30 protein-coding genes are annotated in these 26256 nt (G+C 48.5%); 11 read left to right on the top strand and 19 right to left on the bottom strand.

All coding sequences use genetic code 11. From position 1 onward, the window contains the following. Positions 1 to 22: 22 nt before the first annotated feature. The 3 genes from E5C26_RS16890 to yfbV form a co-directional block, all read right to left on the bottom strand. Complete coding sequence (locus E5C26_RS16890) at positions 23 to 679, bottom strand: sugar phosphatase (RefSeq protein WP_135317345.1); 657 nt, start codon at positions 677 to 679, stop codon at positions 23 to 25. Positions 680 to 695: 16 nt separating this feature from the next. Beyond that, entirely contained in the window at positions 696 to 1190 is a 495-nt protein-coding gene (locus E5C26_RS16895; protein ID WP_135317346.1) for a YfbU family protein, read from the bottom strand. A gap of 147 nt (positions 1191 to 1337) precedes the next feature. Then, positions 1338 to 1793, bottom strand: coding sequence for a terminus macrodomain insulation protein YfbV (yfbV, locus tag E5C26_RS16900; RefSeq protein ID WP_017893496.1), 456 nt, complete (start codon positions 1791 to 1793; stop codon positions 1338 to 1340). 354 nt (positions 1794 to 2147) lie between these two features. Here yfbV and ackA point away from each other — a divergent pair, with 354 nt between their 5' ends. The 3 genes from ackA to E5C26_RS16915 all read left to right on the top strand — a co-directional run bounded on the left by ackA (position 2148) and on the right by E5C26_RS16915 (position 6460). Beyond that, positions 2148 to 3350, top strand: coding sequence for an acetate kinase (ackA, locus tag E5C26_RS16905; RefSeq protein ID WP_135317347.1), 1203 nt, complete (start codon positions 2148 to 2150; stop codon positions 3348 to 3350). A gap of 74 nt (positions 3351 to 3424) precedes the next feature. After that, complete coding sequence (gene pta / locus E5C26_RS16910; RefSeq protein ID WP_135317348.1) at positions 3425 to 5578, top strand: phosphate acetyltransferase; 2154 nt, start codon at positions 3425 to 3427, stop codon at positions 5576 to 5578. A gap of 363 nt (positions 5579 to 5941) precedes the next feature. Next, on the top strand, positions 5942 to 6460 hold the full coding sequence (locus E5C26_RS16915) for a hypothetical protein (protein WP_135317349.1): 519 nt from the start codon (positions 5942 to 5944) through the stop codon (positions 6458 to 6460). Positions 6461 to 6541: 81 nt separating this feature from the next. Here E5C26_RS16915 and yfcD read toward each other — a convergent pair whose 3' ends face one another. The 3 genes from yfcD to E5C26_RS16930 all read right to left on the bottom strand — a co-directional run bounded on the left by yfcD (position 6542) and on the right by E5C26_RS16930 (position 8301). Continuing rightward, positions 6542 to 7099 (bottom strand): NUDIX hydrolase YfcD, encoded by a 558-nt coding sequence (gene yfcD / locus E5C26_RS16920; RefSeq protein WP_012146032.1) that lies wholly within the window; start codon positions 7097 to 7099, stop codon positions 6542 to 6544. Positions 7100 to 7189: 90 nt separating this feature from the next. Next, entirely contained in the window at positions 7190 to 7741 is a 552-nt protein-coding gene (gene yfcE / locus E5C26_RS16925) for a phosphodiesterase (protein WP_135317350.1), read from the bottom strand. Between the two features lie 326 nt (positions 7742 to 8067). Continuing rightward, complete coding sequence (locus E5C26_RS16930) at positions 8068 to 8301, bottom strand: DUF2188 domain-containing protein (RefSeq protein WP_135317351.1); 234 nt, start codon at positions 8299 to 8301, stop codon at positions 8068 to 8070. Positions 8302 to 8440: 139 nt separating this feature from the next. Between E5C26_RS16930 and E5C26_RS16935 the strand changes: the two genes are divergently transcribed. Both E5C26_RS16935 and E5C26_RS16945 read left to right on the top strand, forming a co-directional pair. Continuing rightward, complete coding sequence (locus tag E5C26_RS16935; protein ID WP_006320250.1) at positions 8441 to 8650, top strand: hypothetical protein; 210 nt, start codon at positions 8441 to 8443, stop codon at positions 8648 to 8650. Positions 8651 to 9157: 507 nt separating this feature from the next. Beyond that, a complete protein-coding gene (locus tag E5C26_RS16945) occupies positions 9158 to 10024 on the top strand; it encodes a DUF4238 domain-containing protein (protein ID WP_135317353.1) in 867 nt (288 codons plus the stop codon). A gap of 150 nt (positions 10025 to 10174) precedes the next feature. Here the strand turns inward: E5C26_RS16945 and E5C26_RS16950 are convergent. Next, positions 10175 to 11295, bottom strand: a protein-coding gene (locus tag E5C26_RS16950) for an IS3 family transposase (RefSeq protein WP_135317354.1) whose coding sequence is annotated in 2 segments (ribosomal slippage) — positions 10175 to 11037 and positions 11037 to 11295 — 1122 coding nt in all. Because the reading frame shifts where the segments join, the coding sequence is not laid out codon by codon here. Between the two features lie 261 nt (positions 11296 to 11556). Here E5C26_RS16950 and hha point away from each other — a divergent pair. From hha to E5C26_RS16970, 3 genes are read left to right on the top strand one after another with little or no spacing between them, the layout of a single operon-like run. After that, positions 11557 to 11760, top strand: a complete 204-nt coding sequence (gene hha / locus E5C26_RS16960) for a hemolysin expression modulator Hha (protein WP_135317356.1) — start codon at positions 11557 to 11559, stop codon at positions 11758 to 11760. Then, positions 11757 to 12503 carry a hypothetical protein gene (locus E5C26_RS16965; RefSeq protein ID WP_135317357.1) on the top strand — a complete coding sequence of 249 codons (747 nt, stop codon included), beginning with the start codon at positions 11757 to 11759 and terminating at the stop codon, positions 12501 to 12503. The genes hha and E5C26_RS16965 overlap by 4 nt, the downstream gene beginning before the upstream one ends. Positions 12504 to 12534: 31 nt before the next feature. Next, positions 12535 to 12891 (top strand): hypothetical protein, encoded by a 357-nt coding sequence (locus E5C26_RS16970; RefSeq protein ID WP_135317358.1) that lies wholly within the window; start codon positions 12535 to 12537, stop codon positions 12889 to 12891. Positions 12892 to 13441: 550 nt separating this feature from the next. Here the strand turns inward: E5C26_RS16970 and E5C26_RS16975 are convergent. The 5 genes from E5C26_RS16975 to E5C26_RS16990 all read right to left on the bottom strand — a co-directional run bounded on the left by E5C26_RS16975 (position 13442) and on the right by E5C26_RS16990 (position 17911). Continuing rightward, on the bottom strand, positions 13442 to 14815 hold the full coding sequence (locus E5C26_RS16975; protein WP_135317359.1) for a type III restriction endonuclease subunit R: 1374 nt from the start codon (positions 14813 to 14815) through the stop codon (positions 13442 to 13444). Positions 14816 to 14876: 61 nt separating this feature from the next. Then, positions 14877 to 15347: a hypothetical protein gene (locus E5C26_RS16980; RefSeq protein ID WP_135317360.1), complete on the bottom strand. Its 471-nt coding sequence runs from the start codon at positions 15345 to 15347 to the stop codon at positions 14877 to 14879. 72 nt (positions 15348 to 15419) lie between these two features. Continuing rightward, complete coding sequence (locus tag E5C26_RS24655; RefSeq protein ID WP_167796667.1) at positions 15420 to 15569, bottom strand: ribbon-helix-helix domain-containing protein; 150 nt, start codon at positions 15567 to 15569, stop codon at positions 15420 to 15422. A 93-nt stretch (positions 15570 to 15662) separates the two neighbouring features. After that, positions 15663 to 15950, bottom strand: a complete 288-nt coding sequence (locus E5C26_RS16985) for a hypothetical protein (protein WP_135317361.1) — start codon at positions 15948 to 15950, stop codon at positions 15663 to 15665. Between the two features lie 266 nt (positions 15951 to 16216). Further along, the gene (locus E5C26_RS16990; RefSeq protein WP_135317362.1) at positions 16217 to 17911 is read right to left on the bottom strand and encodes a recombinase zinc beta ribbon domain-containing protein; all 1695 of its coding nucleotides are present in this window, start codon (positions 17909 to 17911) and stop codon (positions 16217 to 16219) included. 65 nt (positions 17912 to 17976) lie between these two features. Between E5C26_RS16990 and yfcG the strand changes: the two genes are divergently transcribed. The 3 genes from yfcG (at position 17977) to E5C26_RS17005 (ending at position 20024) form a co-directional block, all read left to right on the top strand. Continuing rightward, the gene (gene yfcG, locus E5C26_RS16995; protein WP_135317363.1) at positions 17977 to 18606 is read left to right on the top strand and encodes a GSH-dependent disulfide bond oxidoreductase; all 630 of its coding nucleotides are present in this window, start codon (positions 17977 to 17979) and stop codon (positions 18604 to 18606) included. Between the two features lie 104 nt (positions 18607 to 18710). After that, positions 18711 to 19082: a dihydroneopterin triphosphate 2'-epimerase gene (gene folX / locus E5C26_RS17000; protein ID WP_012146035.1), complete on the top strand. Its 372-nt coding sequence runs from the start codon at positions 18711 to 18713 to the stop codon at positions 19080 to 19082. 27 nt (positions 19083 to 19109) lie between these two features. Next, entirely contained in the window at positions 19110 to 20024 is a 915-nt protein-coding gene (locus E5C26_RS17005; protein WP_135317364.1) for a TIGR01777 family oxidoreductase, read from the top strand. Positions 20025 to 20065: 41 nt separating this feature from the next. On the opposite strand, the gene hisP is transcribed toward E5C26_RS17005, so the two are convergent. The 7 genes from hisP to cvpA form a co-directional block, all read right to left on the bottom strand. Further along, complete coding sequence (gene hisP / locus E5C26_RS17010; protein ID WP_012146037.1) at positions 20066 to 20839, bottom strand: histidine ABC transporter ATP-binding protein HisP; 774 nt, start codon at positions 20837 to 20839, stop codon at positions 20066 to 20068. Positions 20840 to 20857: 18 nt separating this feature from the next. Continuing rightward, complete coding sequence (locus tag E5C26_RS17015; RefSeq protein WP_012146038.1) at positions 20858 to 21562, bottom strand: ABC transporter permease; 705 nt, start codon at positions 21560 to 21562, stop codon at positions 20858 to 20860. After that, on the bottom strand, positions 21559 to 22245 hold the full coding sequence (locus E5C26_RS17020; RefSeq protein WP_135317365.1) for a histidine ABC transporter permease HisQ: 687 nt from the start codon (positions 22243 to 22245) through the stop codon (positions 21559 to 21561). Before E5C26_RS17020 ends, E5C26_RS17015 begins: the two co-directional genes overlap by 4 nt. An 85-nt stretch (positions 22246 to 22330) precedes the next feature. After that, positions 22331 to 23113: a histidine ABC transporter substrate-binding protein HisJ gene (hisJ, locus tag E5C26_RS17025; protein ID WP_135317366.1), complete on the bottom strand. Its 783-nt coding sequence runs from the start codon at positions 23111 to 23113 to the stop codon at positions 22331 to 22333. Positions 23114 to 23414: 301 nt separating this feature from the next. After that, on the bottom strand, positions 23415 to 23987 hold the full coding sequence (locus E5C26_RS17030) for a UbiX family flavin prenyltransferase (RefSeq protein WP_012146041.1): 573 nt from the start codon (positions 23985 to 23987) through the stop codon (positions 23415 to 23417). A 131-nt stretch (positions 23988 to 24118) separates the two neighbouring features. Then, positions 24119 to 25636 (bottom strand): amidophosphoribosyltransferase, encoded by a 1518-nt coding sequence (purF, locus tag E5C26_RS17035; protein WP_135317367.1) that lies wholly within the window; start codon positions 25634 to 25636, stop codon positions 24119 to 24121. A 21-nt stretch (positions 25637 to 25657) separates the two neighbouring features. After that, complete coding sequence (gene cvpA, locus E5C26_RS17040; RefSeq protein ID WP_012146043.1) at positions 25658 to 26158, bottom strand: colicin V production protein; 501 nt, start codon at positions 26156 to 26158, stop codon at positions 25658 to 25660. Between the last annotated feature and the right edge of the window lie 98 nt (positions 26159 to 26256).

The following is a 26256-nucleotide window of genomic DNA, read 5'->3' on the forward strand; positions in this document are numbered from 1 at the left end:
AATTCGGGTGAAGATAGGGCCGTTACGCCACCAGGCTAATCGTCGCGCCCTGCTCGGTTTTACTTACCGCAATCTGTTCAAGCGACGACAGTAACAGGTCGACTTGATCCAGCTTGGGCGCATCGGCCGGTGCGTTGACCGCAATCACCTGGCAGCCCGCGGCCAGCCCGGAAAGAATACCTGCGGCGGCGTCTTCCACCACCACACAATCCTGTGGTGCCAGCCCCAGGCGCTCAGCCCCCAGCAAATAGGCATCAGGCTGTGGCTTGCCATGCTTCACCTGCTCGGCGGTAATAAACACCTCCGGCTGCGGCAAACCACCGGCATTACGGCGGGCGCTGGCAACCGGGATCGAGCCTGAGGTCACGATCGCCCATGGGATGTCGAGACGATTGAGGCAATCGAGCAAGGCAGCAGCCCCCGGTAATGCCGTGACGCCGTCGGTGTCCTGCGCTTCCACCTGCTCCAGCAGCAGAAATTCCTGCTGAATGGCCGCCTCACTTTCACCCGGCATAAAGTGACGCAACGAGGTAATGGCCTGTTTACCGTGAATAAAATCCAGTACGTCCTGCGGATTAATGCCGCGGCGTTTGGCCCAGTTAATCCAGGCGCGCTCTACCGCCGGCAGTGAATCAACCAACGTCCCATCAAGATCGAACAGAAAACCCTTACACTCCACAGGAAACCTCTTTTAATCAGGCATTGATAATTTGCGCTATCTCTACGGCGCTCAAGTGATATTGGCGTGGGCATGACAGCCAGATAGCCAGCATCCGCTGGTACTTATCCCACATTTTGGTTTGGGCGTTAAAGCCGTGGCTGCCGGAATCGAAATGAGTATAGCGTCCCTCGGTGGTCACAAGGAAACGCACATAGCTCAGATAACGCGCTTCCGTTGCGGCATCAAAGCCGAGAAACGCCAGGCGGCGGGCCTCAATACCCTGTTTTTCTTTCAGATTGTCCCAGGAAACCTGCAGCGCATGGTGCATTTCCATCACATTGATAATGGTGCGGCACACGTCTTCGCTCATTTCGCCAAAATCCCGATCCAGCTCGCGCATTTGCAGGCCAAAACCGCGTTCGATAATAGTTTGCAGGCGGCGATAACGCTCGGCGTTATCCGGATCCAGCAGGGTCATCATTTTGTATTGGTTCGACAGGATCAGCCGTTGGGCGTGGGTCATTTCCATCATCATTTCCTCGATAAATTGCTTATGGCGGAAGCATCGCACAGCGCAATATCGCAGGAAATCACAACTCGCCGGTTCTTTGATTTAAACCGGGGTTATTGGCCGGAACAGGTAACAAGGCCGCAATCAATGCGGCCATGCTTGAGATTACAGGTCATCCAGAAAGGTTTTATCCAACTGCTTGAAGGCGCGTTTCAGCAGATCCGCCAACGCCTGATAGGTCGGTGTGCCTTCTACCGGCGCGACCGCCTGGCCGGCTTCGGTCAGCTTGTTACGGACTTCGTGGAACCATTGCAGCAGCGTTGGCGGCAACGGAGTAACCGAACGGCGGCCCAACCACCACAATCCCTGCATCGGCATGCTGCAGGCGAACAGTGCAGTGGCGATGGCCGGGCCTAGTTGACCGCCCATGGCTATCTGCCAGGTCAGGGTAAACACCGCCAGCGGCGGCATAAAGCGGACGGCAAAACGGGTGGCACTCGCAACGCGATTCTCCGGAAAGACCGGAGCCAGACGTTTGTCTGACGGCCAGGTTTTCATATAATGCTGCCCGCGCTGGAAGACCTGAAACCAGCTTACGGAACCGGACGGTTTGCTCGTCATTGCGTACCTCAACGTCACAAAGAAAATAAGGACACAGCCAACACAATACTAAAAAAGTTGAAGCTTTAAATTTATTTTGTGTTTGCCTCAGGCTATCGGTATCCTAGGCCGGCCTTTTGGCCGGTAGAAGATGACAAGAATTCTGTCAACTTTTAGCCCTATAAAAATCAAGATTATTTAAACCGCAGAGAAATCATCGGTTTTTTCATCGTCATGTGCTTTGTTCAATTCACATGATGTTAATCATAAATGTCAACGGCATTATGCGCTACGCTTGTTGTCTGATTGACGATTAATTCACCACGTGTTTTGGTCTTTCCTTTAACAACACGAACTATTTAAGTAGGTACTTCCATGTCGAGTAAGCTAGTACTGGTCCTGAACTGCGGCAGTTCTTCCCTGAAGTTCGCTATCATCGATGCTGTCAACGGTGAAGAACACCTCTCCGGCCTGGCCGAATGTTTCCACCTGCCTGAGGCTCGCCTCAAATGGAAGATGGACGGCGCCAAACACGAAGCGGCTCTGGGTGCCGGCGCTGCGCACAGCGAAGCACTGAACTACATTGTTAATACTATTCTGGCACAAAAACCGGAGCTTTCTGCCCAGCTGACCGCTATCGGTCACCGCATTGTGCACGGCGGCGAGAAGTTTACCGCTTCTGCCGTGATCAACGACGATGTATTGCAGGGTATCAAAGATGCGGTACCATTTGCACCACTGCATAACCCAGCACACCTGATCGGTATCGCTGAGGCATTGAAATCCTTCCCTAAACTGGCGGATAAAAACGTTGCCGTGTTCGACACCGCATTCCACCAGACCATGCCGGAAGAGTCCTACCTGTACGCCCTGCCGTACAGCCTGTACCGCGACCACAGCGTTCGTCGCTATGGCGCACACGGCACCAGCCACTTCTACGTAACTCAGGAAGCAGCCAAGGCACTTAACAAGCCGGTTGAAGAAGTCAACCTGATCACCTGTCATCTGGGCAACGGCGGTTCCGTTACCGCAGTGCGCAACGGCAAATGCGTTGACACCTCCATGGGTCTGACCCCACTGGAAGGCCTGGTGATGGGCACCCGCAGCGGTGACATCGATCCGGCCATCATCTTCCACCTGCACGACTCCCTGGGCATGAGCGTTGATCAAATCAACAAAATGCTGACCAAAGAGTCTGGCCTGCTGGGCCTGACCGAAGTCACCAGCGACTGCCGTTATGTTGAAGACAACTACGAAAGCAAAGCCGACGCCAAGCGTGCGATGGACGTATTCTGCCACCGCCTGGCCAAATACATCGGTGCCTACAGCGCACTGATGGACGGCCGTCTGGACGCAGTGATCTTCACCGGCGGCATCGGTGAAAACGCCGGTATGGTGCGTGAACTGACCCTGAACAAACTGGGCCTGCTGGGCTTCGAGATTGACCACGAGCGCAACATGGCTGCTCGCTTCGGTAAATCCGGTGCCATCACCAAAGACGGTAGCCGCCTGGCGCTGGTTATCCCGACCAACGAAGAGTTGGTCATCGCGCAAGACGCATCCCGTCTGACCGCGTAACGCTCTCCGACACCGTCAGCCCAGGCTGACGGTGCTGTTTTAGCCTCATGTTAAATCGTGAAGAGGACTATTCTGTGTCACGTACTATTATGTTGATCCCCACTGGCACCAGCGTCGGCCTGACCAGCGTCAGCCTGGGTGTCATTCGCTCCATGGAGCAAAAAGGCGTTAGCCTGAGCGTGTTCAAACCTATCGCACAGCCACGTACTGGCGGCGACTCGCTCGATCAGACCACCACTATCATCCGCAGCAGCAACTCCACCATCACGGCGGCCGAACCGCTGCGCATGAGCTATGTTGAGGGCCTGTTAAGCTCCAACCAGCAAGACGTGCTGATGGAAGAGATCGTGGCTCGCTACCACGAAAACACCAAAGACGCAGAAGTGGTGCTGATTGAAGGCCTGGTGCCGACCCGCAAGCATCAGTTCGCCAACGCGCTGAACTATGAAATCGCCAAAACGCTGAATGCAGAAATCGTCTTTGTACTGGCGCTGGGCAACGATTCCCCGGCACAGTTGAAAGAGCGCATCGAACTGGCGCGCAGCAGCTTCGGCGGCAGCAAAAACAAAAACATCACCGGCGTGATCATCAACAAACTGAACGCTCCGGTTGACGAGCAGGGCCGCACCCGTCCTGATCTGTCCGAGATCTTCGACGATTCCACCAAGGCCAGCGTGACCAACGTTGACCCGGCGCAACTGTTTGCCAACAGCCCGTTGCCAGTACTGGGCTGCGTGCCGTGGAGCTTCGATCTGATCGCCACCCGCGCTATCGACATGGCCCGTCACCTGAAGGCCTCTGTGGTCAATGAAGGCGACATCATGACCCGCCGCGTGAAGTCCGTGACCTTCTGTGCGCGCAGCATCCCGCACATGCTGGAACACTTCCGTCCAGGCTCACTGCTGGTAACTTCGGCAGACCGTCCTGACGTGCTGGTTTCAGCCTGTCTGGCAGCGATGAATGGCGTAGAGATCGGCGCCATCCTGCTGACCGGTGGCTACGCCATCGACGAACCTATCAGAAAGCTGTGTGAACGTGCCTTCCAGACCGGCCTGCCGGTATTTATGGTCGACACCAACACCTGGCAGACCTCGCTCAGCCTGCAAAGCTTCAACCTCGAAGTGCCGGCGGATGACCACCAGCGCATCGAGAAAGTGCAGAACTACGTGGCCAGCCACATCAACGCCGAGTGGATCGAGTCGCTGACCGCCACCTCCGAGCGTTCACGTCGTCTGTCTCCACCGGCGTTCCGTTACGAACTGACCGAACTGGCACGTAAAGCCGGCAAGCGCATCGTACTGCCTGAAGGCGACGAACCACGTACCGTGAAAGCGGCGGCTATCTGTGCCGAACGGGGTATCGCAGAATGCGTGCTGTTGGGTAATCCGGAAGAGATCCAGCGCGTTGCGGCCGCTCAGGGCGTTGAACTGGGCAAAGGCATCGAGATTGTTGATCCGGTCGCCGTCCGCGAACAGTATGTGCCGCGTCTGGTTGAGCTGCGCAAGAGCAAGGGCATGACCGAAGTGGTTGCGCGCGAGCAACTGGAAGACAACGTGGTTCTCGGCACCCTGATGCTGGAGAAAGGCGAAGTTGACGGGCTGGTTTCCGGCGCGGTTCACACCACCGCCAACACCATTCGTCCACCGCTGCAGCTGATCAAAACCGCACCGGGCAGCTCGCTGGTATCCTCCGTGTTCTTCATGCTGCTGCCTGACCAGGTTCTGGTGTACGGCGACTGTGCAATCAACCCGGATCCAACCGCCGAGCAACTGTCTGAGATCGCCATTCAGTCAGCCGACTCTGCTGCCGCCTTCGGTATCGAACCACGCGTAGCGATGATCTCCTACTCCACCGGTAACTCAGGTGCGGGCAGCGACGTTGAGAAAGTGCGTGAAGCAACCCGTCTGGCGCAGGAAAAACGTCCTGACCTGATCATCGACGGTCCGCTGCAGTATGACGCCGCGATCATGGCTGACGTAGCCAAGTCCAAGGCACCTAACTCGCCGGTTGCAGGCCAGGCTACCGTGTTCATCTTCCCGGATCTGAACACCGGTAACACCACCTACAAAGCGGTACAGCGTTCTGCTGACCTGGTGTCCATCGGGCCAATGCTGCAAGGCATGCGCAAGCCGGTGAACGACCTGTCACGTGGCGCACTGGTAGACGATATCGTTTACACCGTGGCGCTGACCGCCATTCAGTCTTCTCAGGCTGATGCCAAGGCCTGATCGGCCGGATTGATTAATATCGTTCATAGGTTAAACCAGAACGAAAATTGATACAGGCTATAAAGCACCGCACGAATCTCTCGGCGGTGCTTTTCTTTTTAGAATAAAAATAATATTTTCATTCAGTTACCCGGGCGCATCAGCGCCCTGCCATCCTGCGCCTTGTACACCAATGCCGATTAGCCAAACCCTTTCTTTTGTGATTACCTTAACGTAACACGTGAATAATCAACTAATTACAATACCATTCCCCCTTCGCTCATGGCTAGGAATAATCCCAATATCAATCCAACCCATTCCAATCCCACGATCTTGTGCTAGATCCTATTAACATTCATAAAATATTCTGAAGGTTAATCCCCTATGCCATCCACAGGGCAATCCGTTGAAAAAATCGCTAAAACTCTCATTAACAATGCTATCAATTACGATTCCTACCTATGGAAGATCGACCGACTCGGCCCAACAACGAACAGAATGCTGGCGCTGGCTTTTTCTCTCACAAGGGGAAAAAGTAATGTGGCAGGGTTAACCAAGTTCGTCGGCCATAGCGCGGGCATTAATCATGACGCCTCCGTATTTGACCATTACATTGAACAGCTGCAGGCCCGCGAAAAAGAGACCAAGCGTCTGATACTGCCGTGGAGCGGAAAAACGGAAGTTGAAGCGAGGCCGTTCAGCGCCTGCGCCGAGGCGCATGTGTGGCTTGAACTGTATGCCCGAAACTTACACCCACGCCATTACTACTGCGTTGCATTCAACGGGGACGGAAGAATTGCGCCTTGTTGCAATAACTGCAAAATGTGGGTACATAGCGCGTTCTTTGGCGTTGTCACCCCCAATACCGAATACAACAACAGGCACACATATTCACCTCGTTAAGCGTGGAGCGGCATATCGTCTGCCGATGCCGGGCATAAAAAAGCCGGTCAATTGACCGGCTTTTTCATTTTTGAAAACACATCAGGCATTTTCATCGCTATCGCGTAGCGGTTTGCCATAGGCCTGTTCGTTATTGCGCGTCAGCCACAGCGACAGCGCTTTTAGCGAATCCGGCGTGAATTCGTCGCAGCGTGCGGTGATTTCTTCCGGCGTCAGCCAGCTCACCTCAACCACTTCTTCTTCCTGCAGGGCAAACGGGCCGTGAGAGACGCAACTGAACAATGCGCCCCACACCCGGCACTGATCTTCTTCGAAGTAGAACAGGCCGTGTTCGGCGAAAGGCACACCGGCAATGCCCAGTTCCTCTTCCGCTTCGCGGCGGGCGGAGTCCAGCACGTTCTCTCCGCTCTGCACCACACCACCCGCAGTGGCGTCCAGCCAGCCCGGATAGAAATCTTTAATATCGGTGCGACGCTGCACCAGAATTTTTCCCATCCCATCATGCACCACAATATAGGTAGCACGATGACGCAGCCGTTGGGCACGCATCTGTTGGCGACTGGATTGAGCAATCACTTCGTTTTGCTCGTTGACGATATCAACCCACTCGGTATCTGCAGCCTGATCCTGTTCCGCCATCCTCTAAAACCTTCTATTTTGGCGCGATGCATCCCGCGCACTGGTTAATCAATGAGTGTTTTTCAAAGATTTTTATTGTGTGTGTATAAATTAGTGCGTTAATGCCACCTCTGCAACAGCCTTGCCGCCGAGCAAAGTGACCACACTTAAAACGCCGTCCTCCAGTATGCCATAGCTGGCAGGAAAGCCCCCTTTCGGAATGCTGACCGAGCCTGGATTAAAGCAGTAAATATCCCCCTGCCGTTCCGCCTGTGGCAAATGGCTGTGTCCATAGACCAACACATCACCGACAGATAACGGCGGCAGTGCCGAGGGATGATAAAGGTGACCGTGGGTTAAAAACAATCGTCTTTTTTGTAATAGCACCTGCTGCCAAGACGCGGTGATAGGGAAAGACAGTAGCATCTGATCGACTTCACTGTCGCAGTTGCCGCGAACGGCGATGATCTTGTCGCTATAGCGATTCAATTGTTCGGCAACCTGCGCCGGCTGATAGCCCGCCGGCAGGGCATTGCGCGGCCCATGATTCAGCAAATCACCCAGCAGGATCAGCCAGTCGGCACCGCTTTGCTCAAACCGCGCCAGTACGCTTTCAGTGGCGGGGAGTGAACCATGTATATCCGAGGCAAATATCAGTTTCATAACCTTGTCCCTGATAAGGAAATAAGCCCTATTTTAGCGCGCCGTCACTGCGTGGCAAACCGCAGATACGCGCGCAGAGAATTGTGATGTATCTTGTGGAGATAGCATCAGACGAATCTCACATAGCCTGCTATTCTTAGCTGCTATTGTTGGTACCCTATACAAAGATCTCTGATATACCTTTGTGCGCGGCGAAGACCGCAACAACGTGTAATGACTTACAGATCACCTTACCGCAGGAGGCAACATGATTGACCTGTCAATTGCAACGTTTTCCTCCCAAATATGAACTCCACAAAAAGGAGCCTTCAGGCTCCTTTGTCGAATTACTTAGTATCTTTTGGTGGGTTTGGGTCGTGTCCATGTGAATCAGAATTGGCAATTTTCCCATCCCGATTATGGATCACTAACTCACTTTCTTGCTTACGGGCAATTGCCCTACCGGCATCAATGGCTTCCTTCTTTGTACCAGTAACAATCGTAGCACGCTTGTTACCTTCACCTTTTACTTGCCATCCATCAGCATGGGGTGTTACGTGTTGATCTTTACCTTTTGCCATGTGTAAGTCCTCTTGATGGGATATCAAATTCAGATTACACATCTTGAAACAAAATGTACAATTTGCAATCAGATGGATTGTCACTCCCCTATTCATCCCCTAAGATGTCTATGGTTACTCACCTACTGGGAATGATGTAATGACAGATGAACAATTTGAAGAAAATTACCCGAAAGACAAGTTCGAGTACGTTCAAACCAACATGAGAGTTAAAGGAACGATGGGACAGACCGAAATCGAGTCCTTTAACATCATCGATCGTGATACAGGTCAGGTAGTACTACAACCAACCAGAACTGAACATACGAACTTACGCGGGTTGAACACTACGGTGAATTGGAATTGGTAAGCTCAATGAAAAAGCTGGCTCTAATTTGCCTTCCGTTGATTTTGGTAGGATGTGCTCAAGTGCAGTACAACGATGGAAAGACCGTAAGCATTCAGTCAGACGGATGGTACGGACTTGATAGCCTACAGAAAACGGCCAACGCAGCTTGCCAACAGTACGGCAGGACAAAGGCTACATACACTCATAGTGCTAACATGAACCCTCACCTACCTGCCGGATCTGGTGTACAGAATACAATTTGGAAGTGTGAATAATATCCAACGTTATTAATAGGACTCGCGGACAAACCCTATATATTCTGAAAAACACCCGCATTACTTTTAAAACGGGTGTTTATTGGGTGAGCATAACCAGCAGCCGCATAATCAAGGCATCAAGTCTGGAATATCATCAGTCAAATCAGTTTACCTAAATAACATTCGACCATAAAAAATGAACGTGTGGCATTCGTTTTTTTATAGTAATATGTACTATCGATATTGAATGAAAAATTGAAGATTCAACATAATGATAGAATTAAAAGAAATATTTAAAAAGAAAAAACAGCATACAAAAAATCAACATTTTATCCCCCAGACATATATCAAACAATTTTATAATGATGAAAAAAAAGTGTGGCGATGCCATGTGGCATATAAAAAAACAAAAGAGTTCACATCAGCCCAAATATTTTACGGTATAAAACAGTATGATTTAACGTATAAAAACGAGGTGTTTAGAGGCATCGAGAATAACTATTCAGATTTAGAAAACAACTTAGCAAAAATCTATGAATCAATGAAAGTAACAAACTATATTAAAGTGATGAATGAAAACAAAGAAACCAATCAAGAAATGTTTTTCATTTTCAAGGTTGCGATCATTTTTCAATATTTTAGAAACATACACCACGATTACAAAAATTTCATAGGGCATTGTTCAAACCTGACAGGTTTGTATGAAGATAGAAGAGACTATTTCACTAAACACTTCCCATTCATTGATATGAAAGATTTAAAATATCTACAGAGAAAAGTACGAAACGCCATAAAAAAAGATAAAGAAGCACTAGAAGCACTTGTTAAAGGCGTGCAGTATATAATGCTACCAATTTTGCTTACTGACTTTTATAGTGAAAGACTGAGAATAAAAAAATTCAGTGATAAGTGCTTAATTTCAAGTGATCAGCCAGTTGTATGCAAAAACAAAGATGACATATGTCAATTTAAAAACTTCGTATATCCATTAACATCAGACACAATAATATATTCATTAGGTGAAGATGTCACAGAGGATATGATTAATGATCATAATAAAATAAATGAATTTATATTGGAAGGCTCAGTTGAATATGTAATAGCTCACGATAAGAAAATAATAGAGCAATACATATAACAAAAAAGCCCCACGTGGGGCTTTTAGTTACCAAGCAACAGTAACAGTACTTTAAATATATCACTCATCGGTATTTGAAAAACCACGATTCCGAAATAATCTAAAATAGGCACTATCACATTGACCTGCCCCCAGGATTAGATACAAGGCTCAGTTAGTAATGTCGGATCCTTCACTCTCAGCATTACCCTTTCTCCAGCTCGCTGCAAATTCAGACGGCGTCTGATAATTCAGCGTGGAGTGCGGGCGACATTCGTTATAATCCTGACGCCATTCGCTGATGGTTTTCCTGGCATGATTGACGTCGCTGAACCAGTGTTCATTCAGGCACTCATCGCGAAAGCGTCCGTTAAAACTCTCAATAAATCCGTTCTGTGTCGGCTTGCCGGGCTGGATAAGTCGCAGCTCCACTCCATGCTCAAAGGCCCACTGATCGAGCGCGCGGCAGGTAAACTCCGGTCCCTGATCGGTTCTTATCGTAGCCGGATAGCCGCGAAACAGCGCAATGCTGTCCAGAATACGCGTGACCTGCACGCCTGAAATCCCGAAGGCAACAGTGACAGTCAGGCATTCCTTTGTGAAGTCATCGACGCAGGTAAGGCACTTGATCCTGCGACCGGTAGCCAGCGCATCCATGACGAAATCCATCGACCAGGTCATGTTGGGCGCCGCCGGGCGGAGCAGCGGCAGACGTTCTGTTGCAAGCCCTTTACGACGACGTCTGCGTTTAACGCCCAGCCCGTTCAGATGATAAAGGCGGTACACGCGCTTGTGATTAACCCGAAGCCCTTCACGGCGCAGTAACTGCCATATGCGGCGGTAGCCAAAACGCCTGCGCTCCAGTGCCAGTTCAGTAATGCGCCCTGATAAATGGGCATCAGCAGCTGGACGCTGAGCGTCATAGCGGCAGGTCGACAGGGACAAACCTGTCAGCCTGCAGGCACGACGTTGCGACAGACCGGTCGCATCACACATCAACACCACGACTTCGCGCTTCTGGTCTGTCGTCAGTACTTTCGCCCAAGAGCCACCTGAAGCGCCTCCTTATCCAGCATGGCCTCGGCGAGCAGCTTCTTGAGTCTGGCGTTCTCTTCCTCAAGCGACTTCAGGCGCTTAACCTCAGGCACCTCCATGCCGCCATATTTCTTACGCCAGGTATAAAACGTGGCGTCGGAAATGGCGTGCTTACGGCAGAGCTCACGGGCAGAAACTCCGGCTTCAGCCTCGCGGAGAATACTGATGATCTGTTCGTCGGAAAAACGCTTCTTCATGGGGATGTCCTCATGTGGCTTATGAAGACATTACTAACATCGCGGTGTATTAATCAACGGGGAGCAGGTCAAAACAGCTGTTTAAACATACACCACACTGAGTGAAATAGCAACACCTAGTACTAGATAATGTGTTTGAGATAAAAATCACTACTAGTGGTAGTACATACCGATTTTTGCATCCCTGGGTCGTATCGCCAACGTCGTGGCCTTAGTGTAGAATCAGTACTTGTATCCCCCCTCCCACAGTACAGAGCCTGTATGACCAAACAAGATTGGATAATGCAACTTCGCCGTTGTATTAGTATTGAAACACTCGAGAAAGTCATTGATAAGAATAAGTATGAACTTTCTAATGATGAGTTAGAAACCTTCTATGCAGCTTCTGACCATCGCCTGGCAGAAATTACAATGGGTAAGTTGTACGACAAAATCCCCGCTACTGTATGGAAGCACGTTAGATGAAATGGACGAATAGAGTAATCACTGGACTTGTTATAGTACTGTTCATTTTTTTAGCACTACTATTGATGATTGCAATATATTATAACTCGGATAAGAAAATGGATTTAGCCAACTCAATTATTGCCATTTCAAATGCTATAATGGCATTATCTGCTAGTTATGCTACTTACAAAGCGAAAGACTGGTTGAAAGCACAAACGAAAACTAAAGGACTAGAGGCTGCTATTGAAAAGATTTCTAAACTTGATGAACAGTATAGTGATGCAATTGATAGTAAAGAGCGTATAACTAAGTTTTCCTCTGATATGGATGAACTAAAAAACTCTAGTAGTTTTGAAAATCCAATACTTGATCTCTATATTGAACAAGCAAAAATTGAAGTTGGGAAATTAAAACAAGCAAAAGCCTTAGCCATTAGATTGCAAAGAGAAATTCTTTCTATCGAGAGACTAGGGATTAATATTGCCGAAAGAAATAAAATTAAAGTAATATGTAATTGCCTCATTGATTTTTATAAAATTTCAGAAACCTTTGTCCTTACAACACAATATTGCCTACAAGCCAAGCATTCTGAACCCAAGTACCTGCTATATAAAATTAAATTTTCAGAACTAGATTTTTTCTCCAATGAAAAAAAACCAATTTTAAAAGAGCTGCATTCCAATAAAGACAAGATTTATCAAGATTTAGATTCATATTACGATGAGCTTATGACGGTAAAAGTACACGAAATTTTTAGATAGTAACTTCATCCAACCACTAAAGAGGTATATTATGAGCAATACCGTGTTTCAAACTTATCCGAGCAACATTATTCATGATGTCTATGTACGTAACTCAGTTGGCGATTTTTTCAATATCATTATATCTGAAATGGCAAATGGTACTTGTAACGTTGACGTGATATCTCGTAGACCTCAACATAATATCTCATCAATCAATAATTTTAACAACCAAAAATCATATACTGGTGCCTTTGATACTGCTATCGAATTTATAAAAAATCGCTTTAACGGAACCATCACTGATATTGATAATCCATGTAACGCACCCTTTATCAGTAAAACAGATCAAGACGCAATATTAATCAGTAAAGATATCGATGTTACTGTTACCGTGAACGGCAAGTAACTATTTTGGAGAGGTCAATTTAACCTCTCCATTTTCACCATCATAGGGCAGTTCAATTAAATCGGGTTAGTAATGCCTGTCGGCTACTTTGGGTAGTTTCATTTAAGGGCTTAAACAGCCCGATTCCCGACAAGGGCTTGTCCCGCGTCAGTGACTAACAAGGCCGTTAAAATACCTATTAACTACTTAAAAAAGTAATGCCTTTGTTCGCAAGTAAACGCAGCGGAGCAAGTGCAACTAAGAACAACAGGCCGACTATTGCGAACTTGTGAGCAATGGGCGTAATTAATAGTGTTATTACTTGATAAATGCAATTGCAAGCAACCGCATTATTTCGTTTCCCTGCGTATTTTGTCGTGCTCGAGCACTCCAAATCCACTTGCTCAACTCATTTCATAATTGAATGTCCATAAAATACCTTAAGCTCTATAGGTAAAAAATGGACACCCTTATGTTAGTGATTTGTACATAACTTTTCCAGTTAGGGGGGAAATACCTTAAGCCCTATAGGTAAAATACCCCCTATATTTTAGCGGGGTTACGTTGGTGATTACCCCCTAACACGATTATATTTCTGATAAAATTTATCACGTTGCAAATCATTCAAATGAGAATTTACAGTACTATTCATCCACCTATCAAATGATTCCTGATCCGGAAAACGTTTGATAGTAACCTTACCCAACCTTTTATAATCTGCATCTGATAGTTTTGCAGGAACAAACTTCACTACTTCTTTATCAATACCAACATCAATGTATTCAATATTGTCGCTTAGGAACTGTGCTTGTTCTTTGTCGAACACATACACTACTACCTGTTCAGTACTGTCATACTTTCTTAGACTACTACGATTACAGAACTGATAGAGATTCTCTAGTTCACGAGCGTAAGTAATTTCTTCCCCAGTGATTTTAAACATCAATTCTAACTGCTTTGCTTCGACTGGTGACGGCTTCATTGATGCAAGCCATACGCAAGTACTGTAATCTTGAAATGAGTTCATACCACGACTTACAGGCTTGATATGAACACCATTTAGTACTTTGCCAGTACGGGTATTAGTAGTGTAGTAGTACGGCTGTTTTACATTAGCATTTATGTAATCATATACCTCTTGTAACTTTTCGCCGTGAGAGTCCCTGAATGACTTTGTGAGCCGATGGTTTTCAGAGAAGTAGTAAACCTTCAAACGTTCCCGTACTGGCTTCACACGCTCGCGTAAGCCCTCTAAATCAACTTTATCGAATAGTTCCTTGTTGCCTTTGTAGATTAGTGTTTCTTCGAATAGATTCGACATAAAAGTAACATCAAGATCCTTGTACTTGGAGATATTCACCCAAGCTAAGGTTGTTAGTTGCTTACAATCATTAGAGTACACATCAACGTTACCCGCCTTTCCAATCTTATCGAAGAAATTACGGTTCATTACGAAATGATCATAGGTTCCAACAAAGTCGAATAAGTTAGACATATGATTTAGAAGATCATCACTGAATTCAAGTACTGGTTTAGCTGTTAAGTACTGAGAAGATACTTCTTCAAAGTCCCTAAATAACTCATTCTCAACTTCGTACTTTTTCTCAGTGTTGATTATGTTATAAGCATGAAAGTTGACTACATCATCAAGGTAGATTTTCCAATTTTTTAGTAATGATATATCACTTATTCCAAGAAATGCTTTTTCCGATAGTACTAGTACTCTTGAAGTTGGATTCATTAAAAATTCCATTGTGGAATTTATAACATTGCTGTGTTCAGAAGAAGTAATCACGGTACAAATATTACTTAATCCCTTGGACGTTTGATCTATCAACTGCAAAGTACTTTGTACAATAATGAACTTCTCATTTGACCGTTTTGTCATTTCAATAAGTGAATGAGTTTTCCCACTGCCGCAATCGGCTTGAATATATTTTAGCATTTGTTGCTCCATAAATAGATTGTAATTGATTGGGCATACTTTCCGTGTATGCCCTTCTTTATTATAAAATAGATTTCAGTACTGGATACTTAATAGCCAACTCATGCAATCGTTCAGTACGAGCATTTAGGTAAGCCGCATGTGCCTTCTCTATTGTATCAAAAGTACCCAGCTTCTTGATTTTGCCATCAACCGAAATCTGTGATTGATAACCTCGTGTGTTTGACACAACGCCTTTCATAAATTGCGTCTTCGCATCACGGAACAACATATTTACTTCTACGGGAACAAATACGCAGGTATCTGGGGAGTACTTATGACATCCTGAGATGTCCTTATCAATATGCCATCCATCAACTACATGTTCTTCATACCAACTATAAAAGTTACTGTAGGTGTACCATTCATCACATATAGTCACACTATAATATGATGGATCATTTCTCACCCTACGGTGCATGTTGTGCCATGCATTCAAAGCTTTTTTATGATGTTTTGTTTTTTGTCCTTTTAGATCATTATATTTTTCCATTTTAACCATCCATGATTACAAAGTGACATCCTGTCACCACCGTACTTTTCTAGTGTGAAAGTACAAAAACCATTACTTGCCTAAAATTCTCGCCGTGTTAATCATAATTTGTATTGCCTCACTTCTATTTTTTGCCTTACCTTGATTCACCTGATCGTCTAAGTACTTAACTTGTTCATCATTCAACCTAATACCGAATGATGTATTTTTCTTTTCTTTCATCTTGTGCACCTTTTATTATTTTTCCATGCAAAAAAGTACCCGAATGTCACTACGGGTAACTTTGTCTTGGGAGATTTGTTGTTGTATTATTTATCAGATAAAGTAAAAAGTACTGCCATATGCAATTCCAAGCTTTTCATCGCGAATCACAAAGGCTATTGTACTATCAGTATCAGCACTACTATTTAGTAGTTTGCAGTCATATAAACTGAATAACACAGGCCAGAACACCGAGTTAAATTCGTCTAGATCATTTTCATCGAGTACTAAATCATGTTCTCGGCAGTAGCCAATCATTTTATTAACCAGTAATAAATGTTCTGGTAGCTCGAATGCTAGTTTTAATATTCCACATGCATTTATGATGTTAAGTTTCCTCATGTTCACCTCTCAGTGCCCATACAAGAAGAACGAACCAGATTATGACTATTGGATGTGCTAGTGTCAGTACTGCGAGTACAATACCAGTACCGAATATGATTGTGTCTTTTAAGAGTTGTTTCAACTGGGGATCTCCAATAATATTTTACTATCACTATTTAGTGGAGATGCCTTAATTATACCACAAAACGGATACCTGTTTCACAGACGGCCGAAAAAAGCGACCACCTATATTATAGCCAGAATTATTCATTCTCTCATTTTTGTTAACCTTCTTGTTGCAACACTGCATTTAGATGAAGGTTCAAGAAATCCTTTACCTCTGAATCCACAAAGTCAACGATGTTCATCAAAAATAGATAATCATTCAATACCACTTCGCTTATGTTACAATCCAGTGAGAATACACTACCTTCATCCTTAATGATTTTAACGCTTCGACTTTCATATGTAGTACTCTCACCATTTCTTCTTATAACAACATCACCAGTCACATCACCAGTTTTGTTATTTACTATTAGTACATGTTTTAACACATCCGTGAAATATTCAATATCAATAATGACATAGCCATCATACTTATTAAAAACAATCGACTTAATGTTTTTTTTCAGTTGTATGTTGCACTTCTGACGTAACTCTATATTATTCTGATTAATTATGTCATCAATATTAAAATCAAAATTTACCTCATATTCAGACGATATCATAGAAGATATTTCACCTTCTAACTTTTCAATCTGCTCTTCTGTATTAATCAATGTTCGTAACACAGCCGTAGGTGGTCTTTCTGTTGATTTTAATATTTCCTCTATCTCTAACTTATAGCTTAACAACTCTGTTAATTCTAACCTTAACTCTTCTGACCGATCATTACCTCGTTCACCTTCAAGATAAACCTTATCCCACTCTATATTTTTTATATGCTGTAAAATCGCAAGCTCCACATATGCATATACGAAGCCTGATAAATCACATTCTTTTGTGCCACGTTTTTTCCAACACCAATAATACAACTTATTATGTCCATTGACGCTAACGCACATGGCAGCACCACATTTACCACAACGGGCTATTGAGTTAAAAATAGATCTCTGTGCTCCATTTATTTTTTGTTTATTAAGAAAAACCTTGGAATTTTTTATTTCTTTTGCCCTTTTAAAAACTTCTTCATCCACTAACTCTGGATAAACCTTCATCCCGCTTTTCCAACCAATCAATCTCTCATCAGAGTACATTTTCGTCAAAGCGGCAGTACTCCACGAAAGATCATCTATCTTCATATCGTTATTATTAAGGTGCTTTACTATATAAGCAGTACCATACCCTTCTGTGTATAATTTGAATATTGTATTAACAGCATCAGAATATTTTTTATCAATAACATATTCGCTATTAACTATTTTCAACCACTTTGGGGTACGTGCAGGTAATGGTTTTCCTGTAGCAAGTACTGTTTCTCTACGGGCTTTCCATACCTTTTTTGCAATAGATGATTTTCGTTCACTTTCTCCCCACGCTCTTTCGATCGAGTGGGCCAATTTAGAAAGTGTATTGGGGATTTTTTTACTGTAAACAATACCTGTTTCAACCTCATGGATATCAATCCCGCCAAGAATCAAATCATTGAATTCTCTGATAGCTTCATGCTCGGGAAGGCGACTGAATCTATCCACGTTCTCAATGATCAATGCCCCCTCTTTAATCTCCCGGCTCAATACCTTCAGTTTGAACTCACCTAACGCCCCTTTGGTGAAGTTGTAGCCATGATATGCCGACTTTCCAAGATCTGGATCAAGCATCTCATGATCGTCTAAGCTGAGCTGATACCCTAATTTTGGATCAGGATTATAACCATTGATGTACTCTATAACGGTAGCTTCTTGCCTTGTGATCCCAGTACCACCTTGTTGTTTTGTTTGATGTTTAGAACTAACACGGCAATATAAGAAAGCTCTCATGGTTCCCTCGACGCTAAATGTTCATGCTTCATTTTATCATGATGTTTTACAAGGAGTATTATAATATGATTGACCTGTATTACGCGCCTACTCCCAATGGTCACAAAATTACCCTGTTTCTGGAGGAGGTTGGCTTACCCTACCGTATCCACCGCGTAAATATCAGCGCCGGCGATCAGTTCAAGCCGGATTTTCTGAGCATTTCACCCAACAACAAAATTCCGGCCATCGTCGACCAGCAGCCAGTTGATGGCGGTGCGCCAATCAGCCTGTTCGAATCCGGCGAAATTCTGCTGTATCTGGCGGAGAAAACCGGCAAGCTGCTGAGCAAAGGCCTGCGCGAGCGCGCTGCCACGCTACAGTGGCTGTTCTGGCAGGTGGCGGGTTTTGGGCCGATGCTAGGGCAAAACCACCACTTCAACCACTACGCACCGCAACCGGTGCCCTACGCCATCGAACGTTACCACCTGGAAACCAAACGTCTGTATGCGGTGCTGGAAGCCGAGCTGCAAAAGCATCCGTATCTGGGCGGTGACAACTACAGCATTGCCGATATCGCCACCTATCCCTGGGTGGTGTCACACCCGCGTCAGCGCATCGATCTGGCGGATTATCCGGCGATACGCAACTGGTTCGAACGCATCAGCAACCGCCCGGCAACCGAGCGTGCCTACAAGCTGGCTGAGCAGGGTTAATTTTCCGGCTCCCCGGCCTCCGGGGAGTTTCCCCCGGCTCGTTATCATTTCCCTACTTTCCGTGTATTCTGAGCACCAATAATCAGACCTGTGGAGATTCTCTGATGTCATTCAGTCAACCCGACGCCATTATTCGTATAAAAAATCTGCGGTTGCGTACGTTCATCGGTATCAAGGAAGAAGAAATCAACAACCGTCAGGACATCCTGATTAACGTAGTGATCCACTACCCGGCGGATAAGGCGCGCGACAGCGAAAACATCGACGACGCGCTCAACTACCGCACCATCACCAAGGCCATCATTCGTCACGTGGAAGATAACCGCTTCGCCCTGCTGGAAAAATTAACTCAGGATGTGCTCGATATCGTGAAACAACACGCCTGGGTAACCTATGCTGAAGTGGAGATAGATAAACTATTGGCCCTGCGCTACGCCGATTCGGTTTCGATGACCATGAGCTATCGCCGGGCCTGAAAACCACCGTTTCAGGGAGAATCGACCATGCGGATCCTGATCACCGGCGCCACAGGATTGATAGGGAGCAGCCTGACGCAACGGCTGCTGGGCCTTTCTCATCAAATTACGGTGCTGAGCCGCAACGTGCAACGCGCACGGGATCGCTTTGGCGAGCAGGTCAGCTATTGGTCAACGCTGCAGGACCAGCCCTCGCTGGACGGTTTTGACGCCGTCATCAACCTGGCCGGTGAGCCTATCGCCGACAAGCGCTGGAGCAAAGCGCAGAAAGAACGCCTGTGCCACAGCCGCTGGGATCTGACCGAACAGTTGGCCAAGCTGATTAACGCCGGCAGCACACCGCCCGGCGTACTGATTTCCGGTTCGGCGATTGGCTACTATGGCGATCAGGGCCAGGCGGTGGTCACCGAAGACGAAGCCCCGCACGACGAATTCACCCATCAGCTTTGTCAACGCTGGGAGTCTCTGGCACTGCAAGCGCAAAGCGAGGCCACCCGCGTCTGTCTGCTTCGTACCGGCGTGGTGCTGGCGGCCAAAGGCGGCGCGTTGGCGAAAATGTTACCGCCATTCCGCCTTGGGCTCGGCGGCCCCATAGGCGACGGCCGCCAATATCTGCCGTGGATCCACCTGGAAGACATGGTTGATGGCATCGTCTATTTACTGGATCACCAAACCCTGCAAGGGCCGTTCAATATGGTTGCCCCCTACCCGGTTCACAACGAACAGTTTGCCGCTCAGCTCGCCAACGTGCTCGACCGGCCGGCGTTTTTACGCGTGCCGGCCTTTGCCCTGCGTTTATTGATGGGTGAAGCAGCGGTATTGGTGCTGGGTGGGCAACGAGCGGTACCGAAAAGGCTGGAAGAAGCCGGTTTCAGCTTCCGCTTTTTGGAGTTGGAACAGGCGTTGGATGATGTGATTAATCAGCGGGACCAGGCCCGCTGAAGAGCCTTTTGGGGCCAGGAAGATCTGGCCCCAAAAATCCGCTATTTTAACGCGCCGGAAAGGAACTGCTGCAGGCGAGGACTTTTCGGATTGCCAAACAGTTCAGCCGGTGGCCCCTGCTCTTCGATCAGCCCTTTGTGCAGGAAGATCACGTGGCTGGAAACATGGCGTGCAAACTCCATTTCATGCGTCACCACCACCATGGTTTTACCTTCTTCCGCCAGCTTCTGCATGATACGCAACACTTCGCCAACCAATTCCGGATCCAGTGCCGAGGTCGGTTCATCGAACAGTAAAACCTCTGGCTCCATCGCCAAAGCGCGCGCAATAGACACACGCTGTTGCTGGCCGCCAGACAGGTGCACCGGGTATTTTCCACGGGCACGCTCGTCGATCCCCACCTTATCCAGATAACGTATCGCGCGCTCACGCGCTTCGGTCTTGCTCAGCCCCAGTACCTGCACCGGTGCCTCCATCACGTTCTCCAGCACCGTCATGTGGCTCCACAGGTTAAAATGCTGGAACACCATGGTCAGGCGAGTGCGCAGCAGCTGCAGTTGCTTCTTGTCGAAAACCTTCAACTGACCGTCCTTGTCGCGCACCATGCGGATATCTTCATTGTTCAGACTGATGGCGCCTTCACTTGGCTTTTCCAGGAAGTTAATACAGCGCAAAAAGGTACTTTTACCGGAGCCGGAAGACCCGATGATGCTAATCACATCCCCTGCGTTGGCCGCCAGCGAGACGCCTTTCAGCACTTCGTGTTCGCCATAGCGTTTATGCAGTTCGGTGACGGCTAATTTATTCTCAGACATAGTAGGTTCCCGTCATTATCAGTGATTAACGTGTGCCATCCAGCGCTTTTCCGCCTTGCGGAACAGGCTGATTAACCCGTAAGAGATGATCAGATACAGCACCGCGGCAATGCCAAAGGCATAGAACGGCTGGTAGGTCGCCGCATTGATATCTCGCGCTATCTTCAGCAGGTCCGGCACGGTGGCGGTAAACGCCAGCGCGGTCGAGTGCAGCATCAGGATCACTTCATTGCTGTAAGCCGGCAGCGCGGTACGAAGCGCAGAAGGCAAAATGATACAGCGGTACATTTTGAAGCGTGAGAAGCCGTAAGCATTGGCCGCTTCGATTTCACCGTGTGACACCGAGCGGATCGCCCCGGCGAAGATTTCGGTGGTGTAGGCACAGGTGTTCAGTGTTAGCGCCAAAATGGTGCAATTGAGCCCGCTGCGGAAGAAGGCATTGAGGAAGTCCGTCCCGCGGACGATTTCCAGGCTGTACATACCGGAGTAAAACACCAACAACTGCACATACAGCGGTGTACCGCGGAATATATAGGTGTAGAGCCAGACCGGGAAACGCACCCAGGTGATGGAGGAAACGCGTGCCACCGCCATCGGGATTGCCAGCAAACCGCCCATCACCACCGAGGAAATCAGTAGCCACAGCGTGACGGCGACCCCGGTGAAACGGTAGCCGTCGCTCCACAGCAACGATTGCCAGTACTGTTGTAAAATTTCGATCATAGCTCAGCCCTCCGGACGCCCAGGGAATAACGCCGTTCAAGCCACAGCAGCACACCATTGGAAACGGTAGTGAAAATCAGATAAACCACACCGGCCACGATCGCAAAGAAGAACGGCTGATAGGTGCCTTTACCGGCCAATTGAGTGGCTTTCACCACGTCATTGAGGCCCAGAATAGACACCAGCGCCGTGGCCTTCAGGATCACCTGCCAGTTGTTGCCAATGCCCGGCAGGGCAAAACGCATCATCGCAGGGAACAGAATGCGACGGAAAATTTGTGAACCGGTGAAGCCGTAGGCGGTTGCCGCTTCGATCTGCCCTTTCGACACCGCCATATAGGCACCGCGAAAGGTTTCAGTGAAATAGGCGCCATAAATAAACCCGAGGGTGATAATGCCCGCACTGAGCGGATCAATATCGATTTGCGAGAAGCCAAGCAGTTCGGTGAGGTGGTTGAGCGCAATTTGCAGGCCGTAGAAAATCAGCAGCATCAGCACCAGATCGGGTACGCCACGGATCAGCGTGGTATAAGCGCCAAATACGGTAGAAAGCAGGCGATTATGGGAAAGTTTGCCACCGGCACCGATCAAACCGATGACCAGCGCCAGCAGTACGGAACTGAGGGCCAGCTCCAGCGTCACCAGAGCACCCTCAAATATCAATTGGGAATAGCCTTGCAGCATTTACTTCACCCTGTCGTCATTGGATCCCGAACCATCGGGGCCGGCAGGCCAGCCCCGAAGTCACAATCTGGAACGGTGTACGGCATTAGCCGCCGTAGACGTCAAAGTCGAAGTATTTCTTCGCGTACTTGTCGTAAGTGCCGTCTTTGCGCATTTCGGCAAAGGCTTTATCCAGCGCCGCCTTCAGCTCGGTCTCATTCTTGCGCAAGCCCATGCCGGTCCCCACGCCGAAGAATTTGTCATCCTTCACCGATTCACCGGCAAAAGCATAATCCTTGCCTGGAGGCTGTTTCAGGAAGCCATCGCTGCCTGCCACTTCGTCCTGGAAGGCGGCATCGATACGGCCGGATGCCAGGTCGGCGTACACCAGATCCTGGTTCTGATAAGGCACCACGGTGATGCCCTTAGGCTGCCACATGGCGTTGGCATAGGCTTCCTGGGTAGTGCCCTGCAGCACCCCGACGCTCTTGCCTTTCAGCGCATCGATGGTCGGCAGCAGCTTGGAACCTTTCGGGGCGATGAGGCGGGCGTTGGCGGCATACAGCTTGTCGGTGAAGGCAATTTCCTGCTGGCGTTTTTCGGTGATCGACAGAGAAGAGATGATGGCGTCAATTTTCTTCGCCTTCAGGGACGGGATCAGCGCGTCAAAATCGCTTTCCACAAAGGTACATTTGGTATTTATGCGTTTGCACAGCTCTTTGGCCAGATCGATATCAAAACCGACCAACTCGCCTTTGGCATTTTTGGATTCAAAGGGTGCATAGGTCGGATCGGTGCCGATCTTCAGCGTTGATGGTACTGCGGCAAATGCGCTGCTTGCCGCGCTTAAAGCCAAGACTAAAGGAAGAACCTTAACCAGCTTTTTCATAAATCACCCTCAAATTGATTTTTTGATGCCACTGCGGGCATTACTTTTCCACCAAATCAATTTGCAGTAATCGTGCCACATTTATTGCTGTAGGCGGAGGGAACGACTCCGGCCTTCACAAAACTGTTTCCTGGGACGATAACCGCAAAATTAAATCGGCCAGTGTTGGCCGCGTCACGGGCAATGGATAAATACCAGAGCCTTGAAACAGTGAGCGTGATGAAGTGGGATCATTATGGTGCATGCGCCGCCCTAATTCAGTGCGGTGTTGCACAAATGTGCCAAATTAGGGAGGAATTTGTTAATTAGCACCTTGCCAGCGGGCAAATAAATCTTGCGGTAATTCAATGTCAAACTGATCGACTACCCGGTTTACCGTTTGATCGATGATGTCTTCCACGCTGGCAGGCCGATGATAAAAAGCCGGCACTGGCGGCATAATCACCGCGCCCATTTCCGCCGCCTGGGTCATCAGACGCAAATGGCCAAGATGCAACGGGGTTTCACGTACGCACAGCACCAGTCGGCGGCGTTCTTTCAGCACCACGTCGGCAGCACGCGTCAGCAGGCCGTCACTGTAGCTATTGGCAATACCGGATAAGGTTTTGATTGAACAAGGCAAAATCACCATGCCGGCCGTTTTGAACGAGCCGGAAGAAATACTGGCGCCGATATCGCGCGAGTCATGCACCACATCGGCCAGCGCCTGTACTTCACGCAGGCTGAGATCGGTTTCCAGCGAAAGCGTCTGTCGTGCCGCATTACTCATCACCAAATGGGTTTCCACCTCTGCGACGTCGCGCAATACCTGCAACAGGCGCACGCCATAGATTGCGCCGCTGGCGCCGGAAATACCGATGATGAGTCGTTTCATAAAGCTGGCCTCTGCCAAGGAAAAAATAGGATCAGGCAGACTTTGCCGCAATGGGGCTACATAAGCAAGTCAGGGAGGGATAATGCACCGCAGCGAACGCCGCGGTGCACTGTTTTGGTCAACGGCGAGACTTAACCTTCGTTGTGCATTTCCAGATTTTCCGCTTCGGTCTGACCACGCATTTCTTTGGCGTCGTCATTGCGCAGCGATTCCAGATACTCGAGGTAGCTCTGGTCGACGTCTTTGGTGACGTAGATACCGTTGAATACCGAGCATTCGAACTGAGTGATGTCCGGGTTCTCTTCACGTACCGCTTCAATCAGATCGTCCAGGTCCTGGAAGATCAGACCGTCGGCACCGATGATCTGGCGGATTTCATCCACTTCACGGCCGTGGGCAATCAGTTCATTGGCGCTCGGCATGTCGATGCCGTAGACGTTAGGGAAGCGAATTTCCGGCGCAGCGGAAGCCAGGTAAACTCGTTTCGCCCCGGCGTCACGCGCCATCTCCACGATCTGCTCGGAAGTGGTGCCGCGCACGATGGAATCGTCCACCAACAGCACATTCTTGTCGCGGAACTCGGCACGGTTGGCGTTCAGCTTGCGGCGTACCGACTTACGGCGTGCCTGCTGGCCCGGCATAATAAAGGTACGGCCGACATAGCGGTTCTTCACAAACCCCTGACGGTACGGTTTATCCAGGATACGCGCGATTTCCAACGCGATATCACAGGAGGTTTCCGGGATGGGGATCACCACGTCGATGTCCAAATCTTCCCACTCGCGGGCAATCTTCTCACCCAACTTCTGCCCCATGCGCACGCGTGCGCTGTAGACCGAAATCTTGTCCATAAAGGAGTCCGGGCGGGCGAAATAGACGTATTCGAACAGGCACGGGTTGGTTTTCGGGTTCTCTGCACACTGGCGAGTGAACAGTTGGCCCTTTTCGGTGATATACACCGCTTCGCCCGGCGCCACATCGCGCAGGAATTCGAAGCCCAGCGTATCGAGTGCCACGCTCTCGGAAGCCACCATATATTCATTGCGGCCATCTTCAAGCTGACGCTTGCCGATCACCAGCGGGCGGATACCATTAGGATCACGGAACGCCAGCAGACCGTGACCGATGATCATCGCTACACAGGCGTAAGCGCCGCGCAGTTGCTGATGCATGGCGGCAACGGCGGTGAAAATGTTGTCGGATTCCAGCGGATAATGTTGGAAACGGTCCAGCTCACTGGCCAGTACGTTCAGCAGGATCTCGGAATCGGAGGTGGTGTTGATATGGCGGCGGCCGCTTTCAAACAGCTTTTGGCGCAGCTCATGGGCGTTGGTCAGGTTGCCGTTGTGTGCCAGCGTCAGACCGAACGGCGAGTTTACATAGAAGGGTTGAGCCTCTGAAGCACTGGAGCTGCCAGCCGTTGGGTAGCGCACATGGCCAATACCCATGTTGCCCTGCAAGCGCTGCATATGACGTGCCTCAAACACATCCTTCACCAGACCGTTGGCCTTACGCAGACGGAACCCATTGTGGGCATCTATGGTGACGATGCCTGCGGCATCCTGGCCACGGTGCTGAAGCACCATCAACGCATCATAAATCGACTGGTTTACCGGCATAAAACCGGCGATACCGACAATACCGCACATGTTGTCTTTTCCTCATCAGCGCTACCGCCCCGGTAAATGGGTCGGCAAGAAACTCGACGTGCTCTGCAGGTAGTCAAAGAACCACCTGATGATGTAACTGAACTGGGGGATCAGCTGCGACTGTTTCCAGTCGGTACTTTGTGAGAAACCGGTAAAGGTATCCAGGAAAAACAGTATCGCCGAAACGATCAACACGCCGCGCAGTGCGCCGAAACAGACGCCCAGCACCCGGTCGGTACCTGATAACCCGGTTTTCTCTACCAGTGAACTAATCACATAGTTAACAATAGCGCCTACGATCAGGGTCGCGATAAACAAGATGGCAATCGCGATGCCGTTTCGCACCAGTTCATCTTCAAAACGAGTGAAGTAGACTGCAAGGTAAGAGTAGAAATGGCTGGCAACAAAAAACGCACATCCCCATGTCACAAGTGACAATGCTTCGCGAACAAACCCTCGGATCAGGCTCACCAGAGCCGAAAATCCAATCACCGCTATAATGACGTAATCAATCCAGACCATGAACTATTCCAATGATGAATCGCCCCTGCATCCATTTCGCGGCGAATTCTAACAGAAAACGTAAACGTTTGCGTAGGGGTTTTCCTGCCCCGCTACAA

It is taken from the genome of Serratia proteamaculans, from assembly GCF_004684015.1.
Classification (GTDB): Bacteria; Pseudomonadota; Gammaproteobacteria; order Enterobacterales; family Enterobacteriaceae; genus Serratia; species Serratia proteamaculans_F.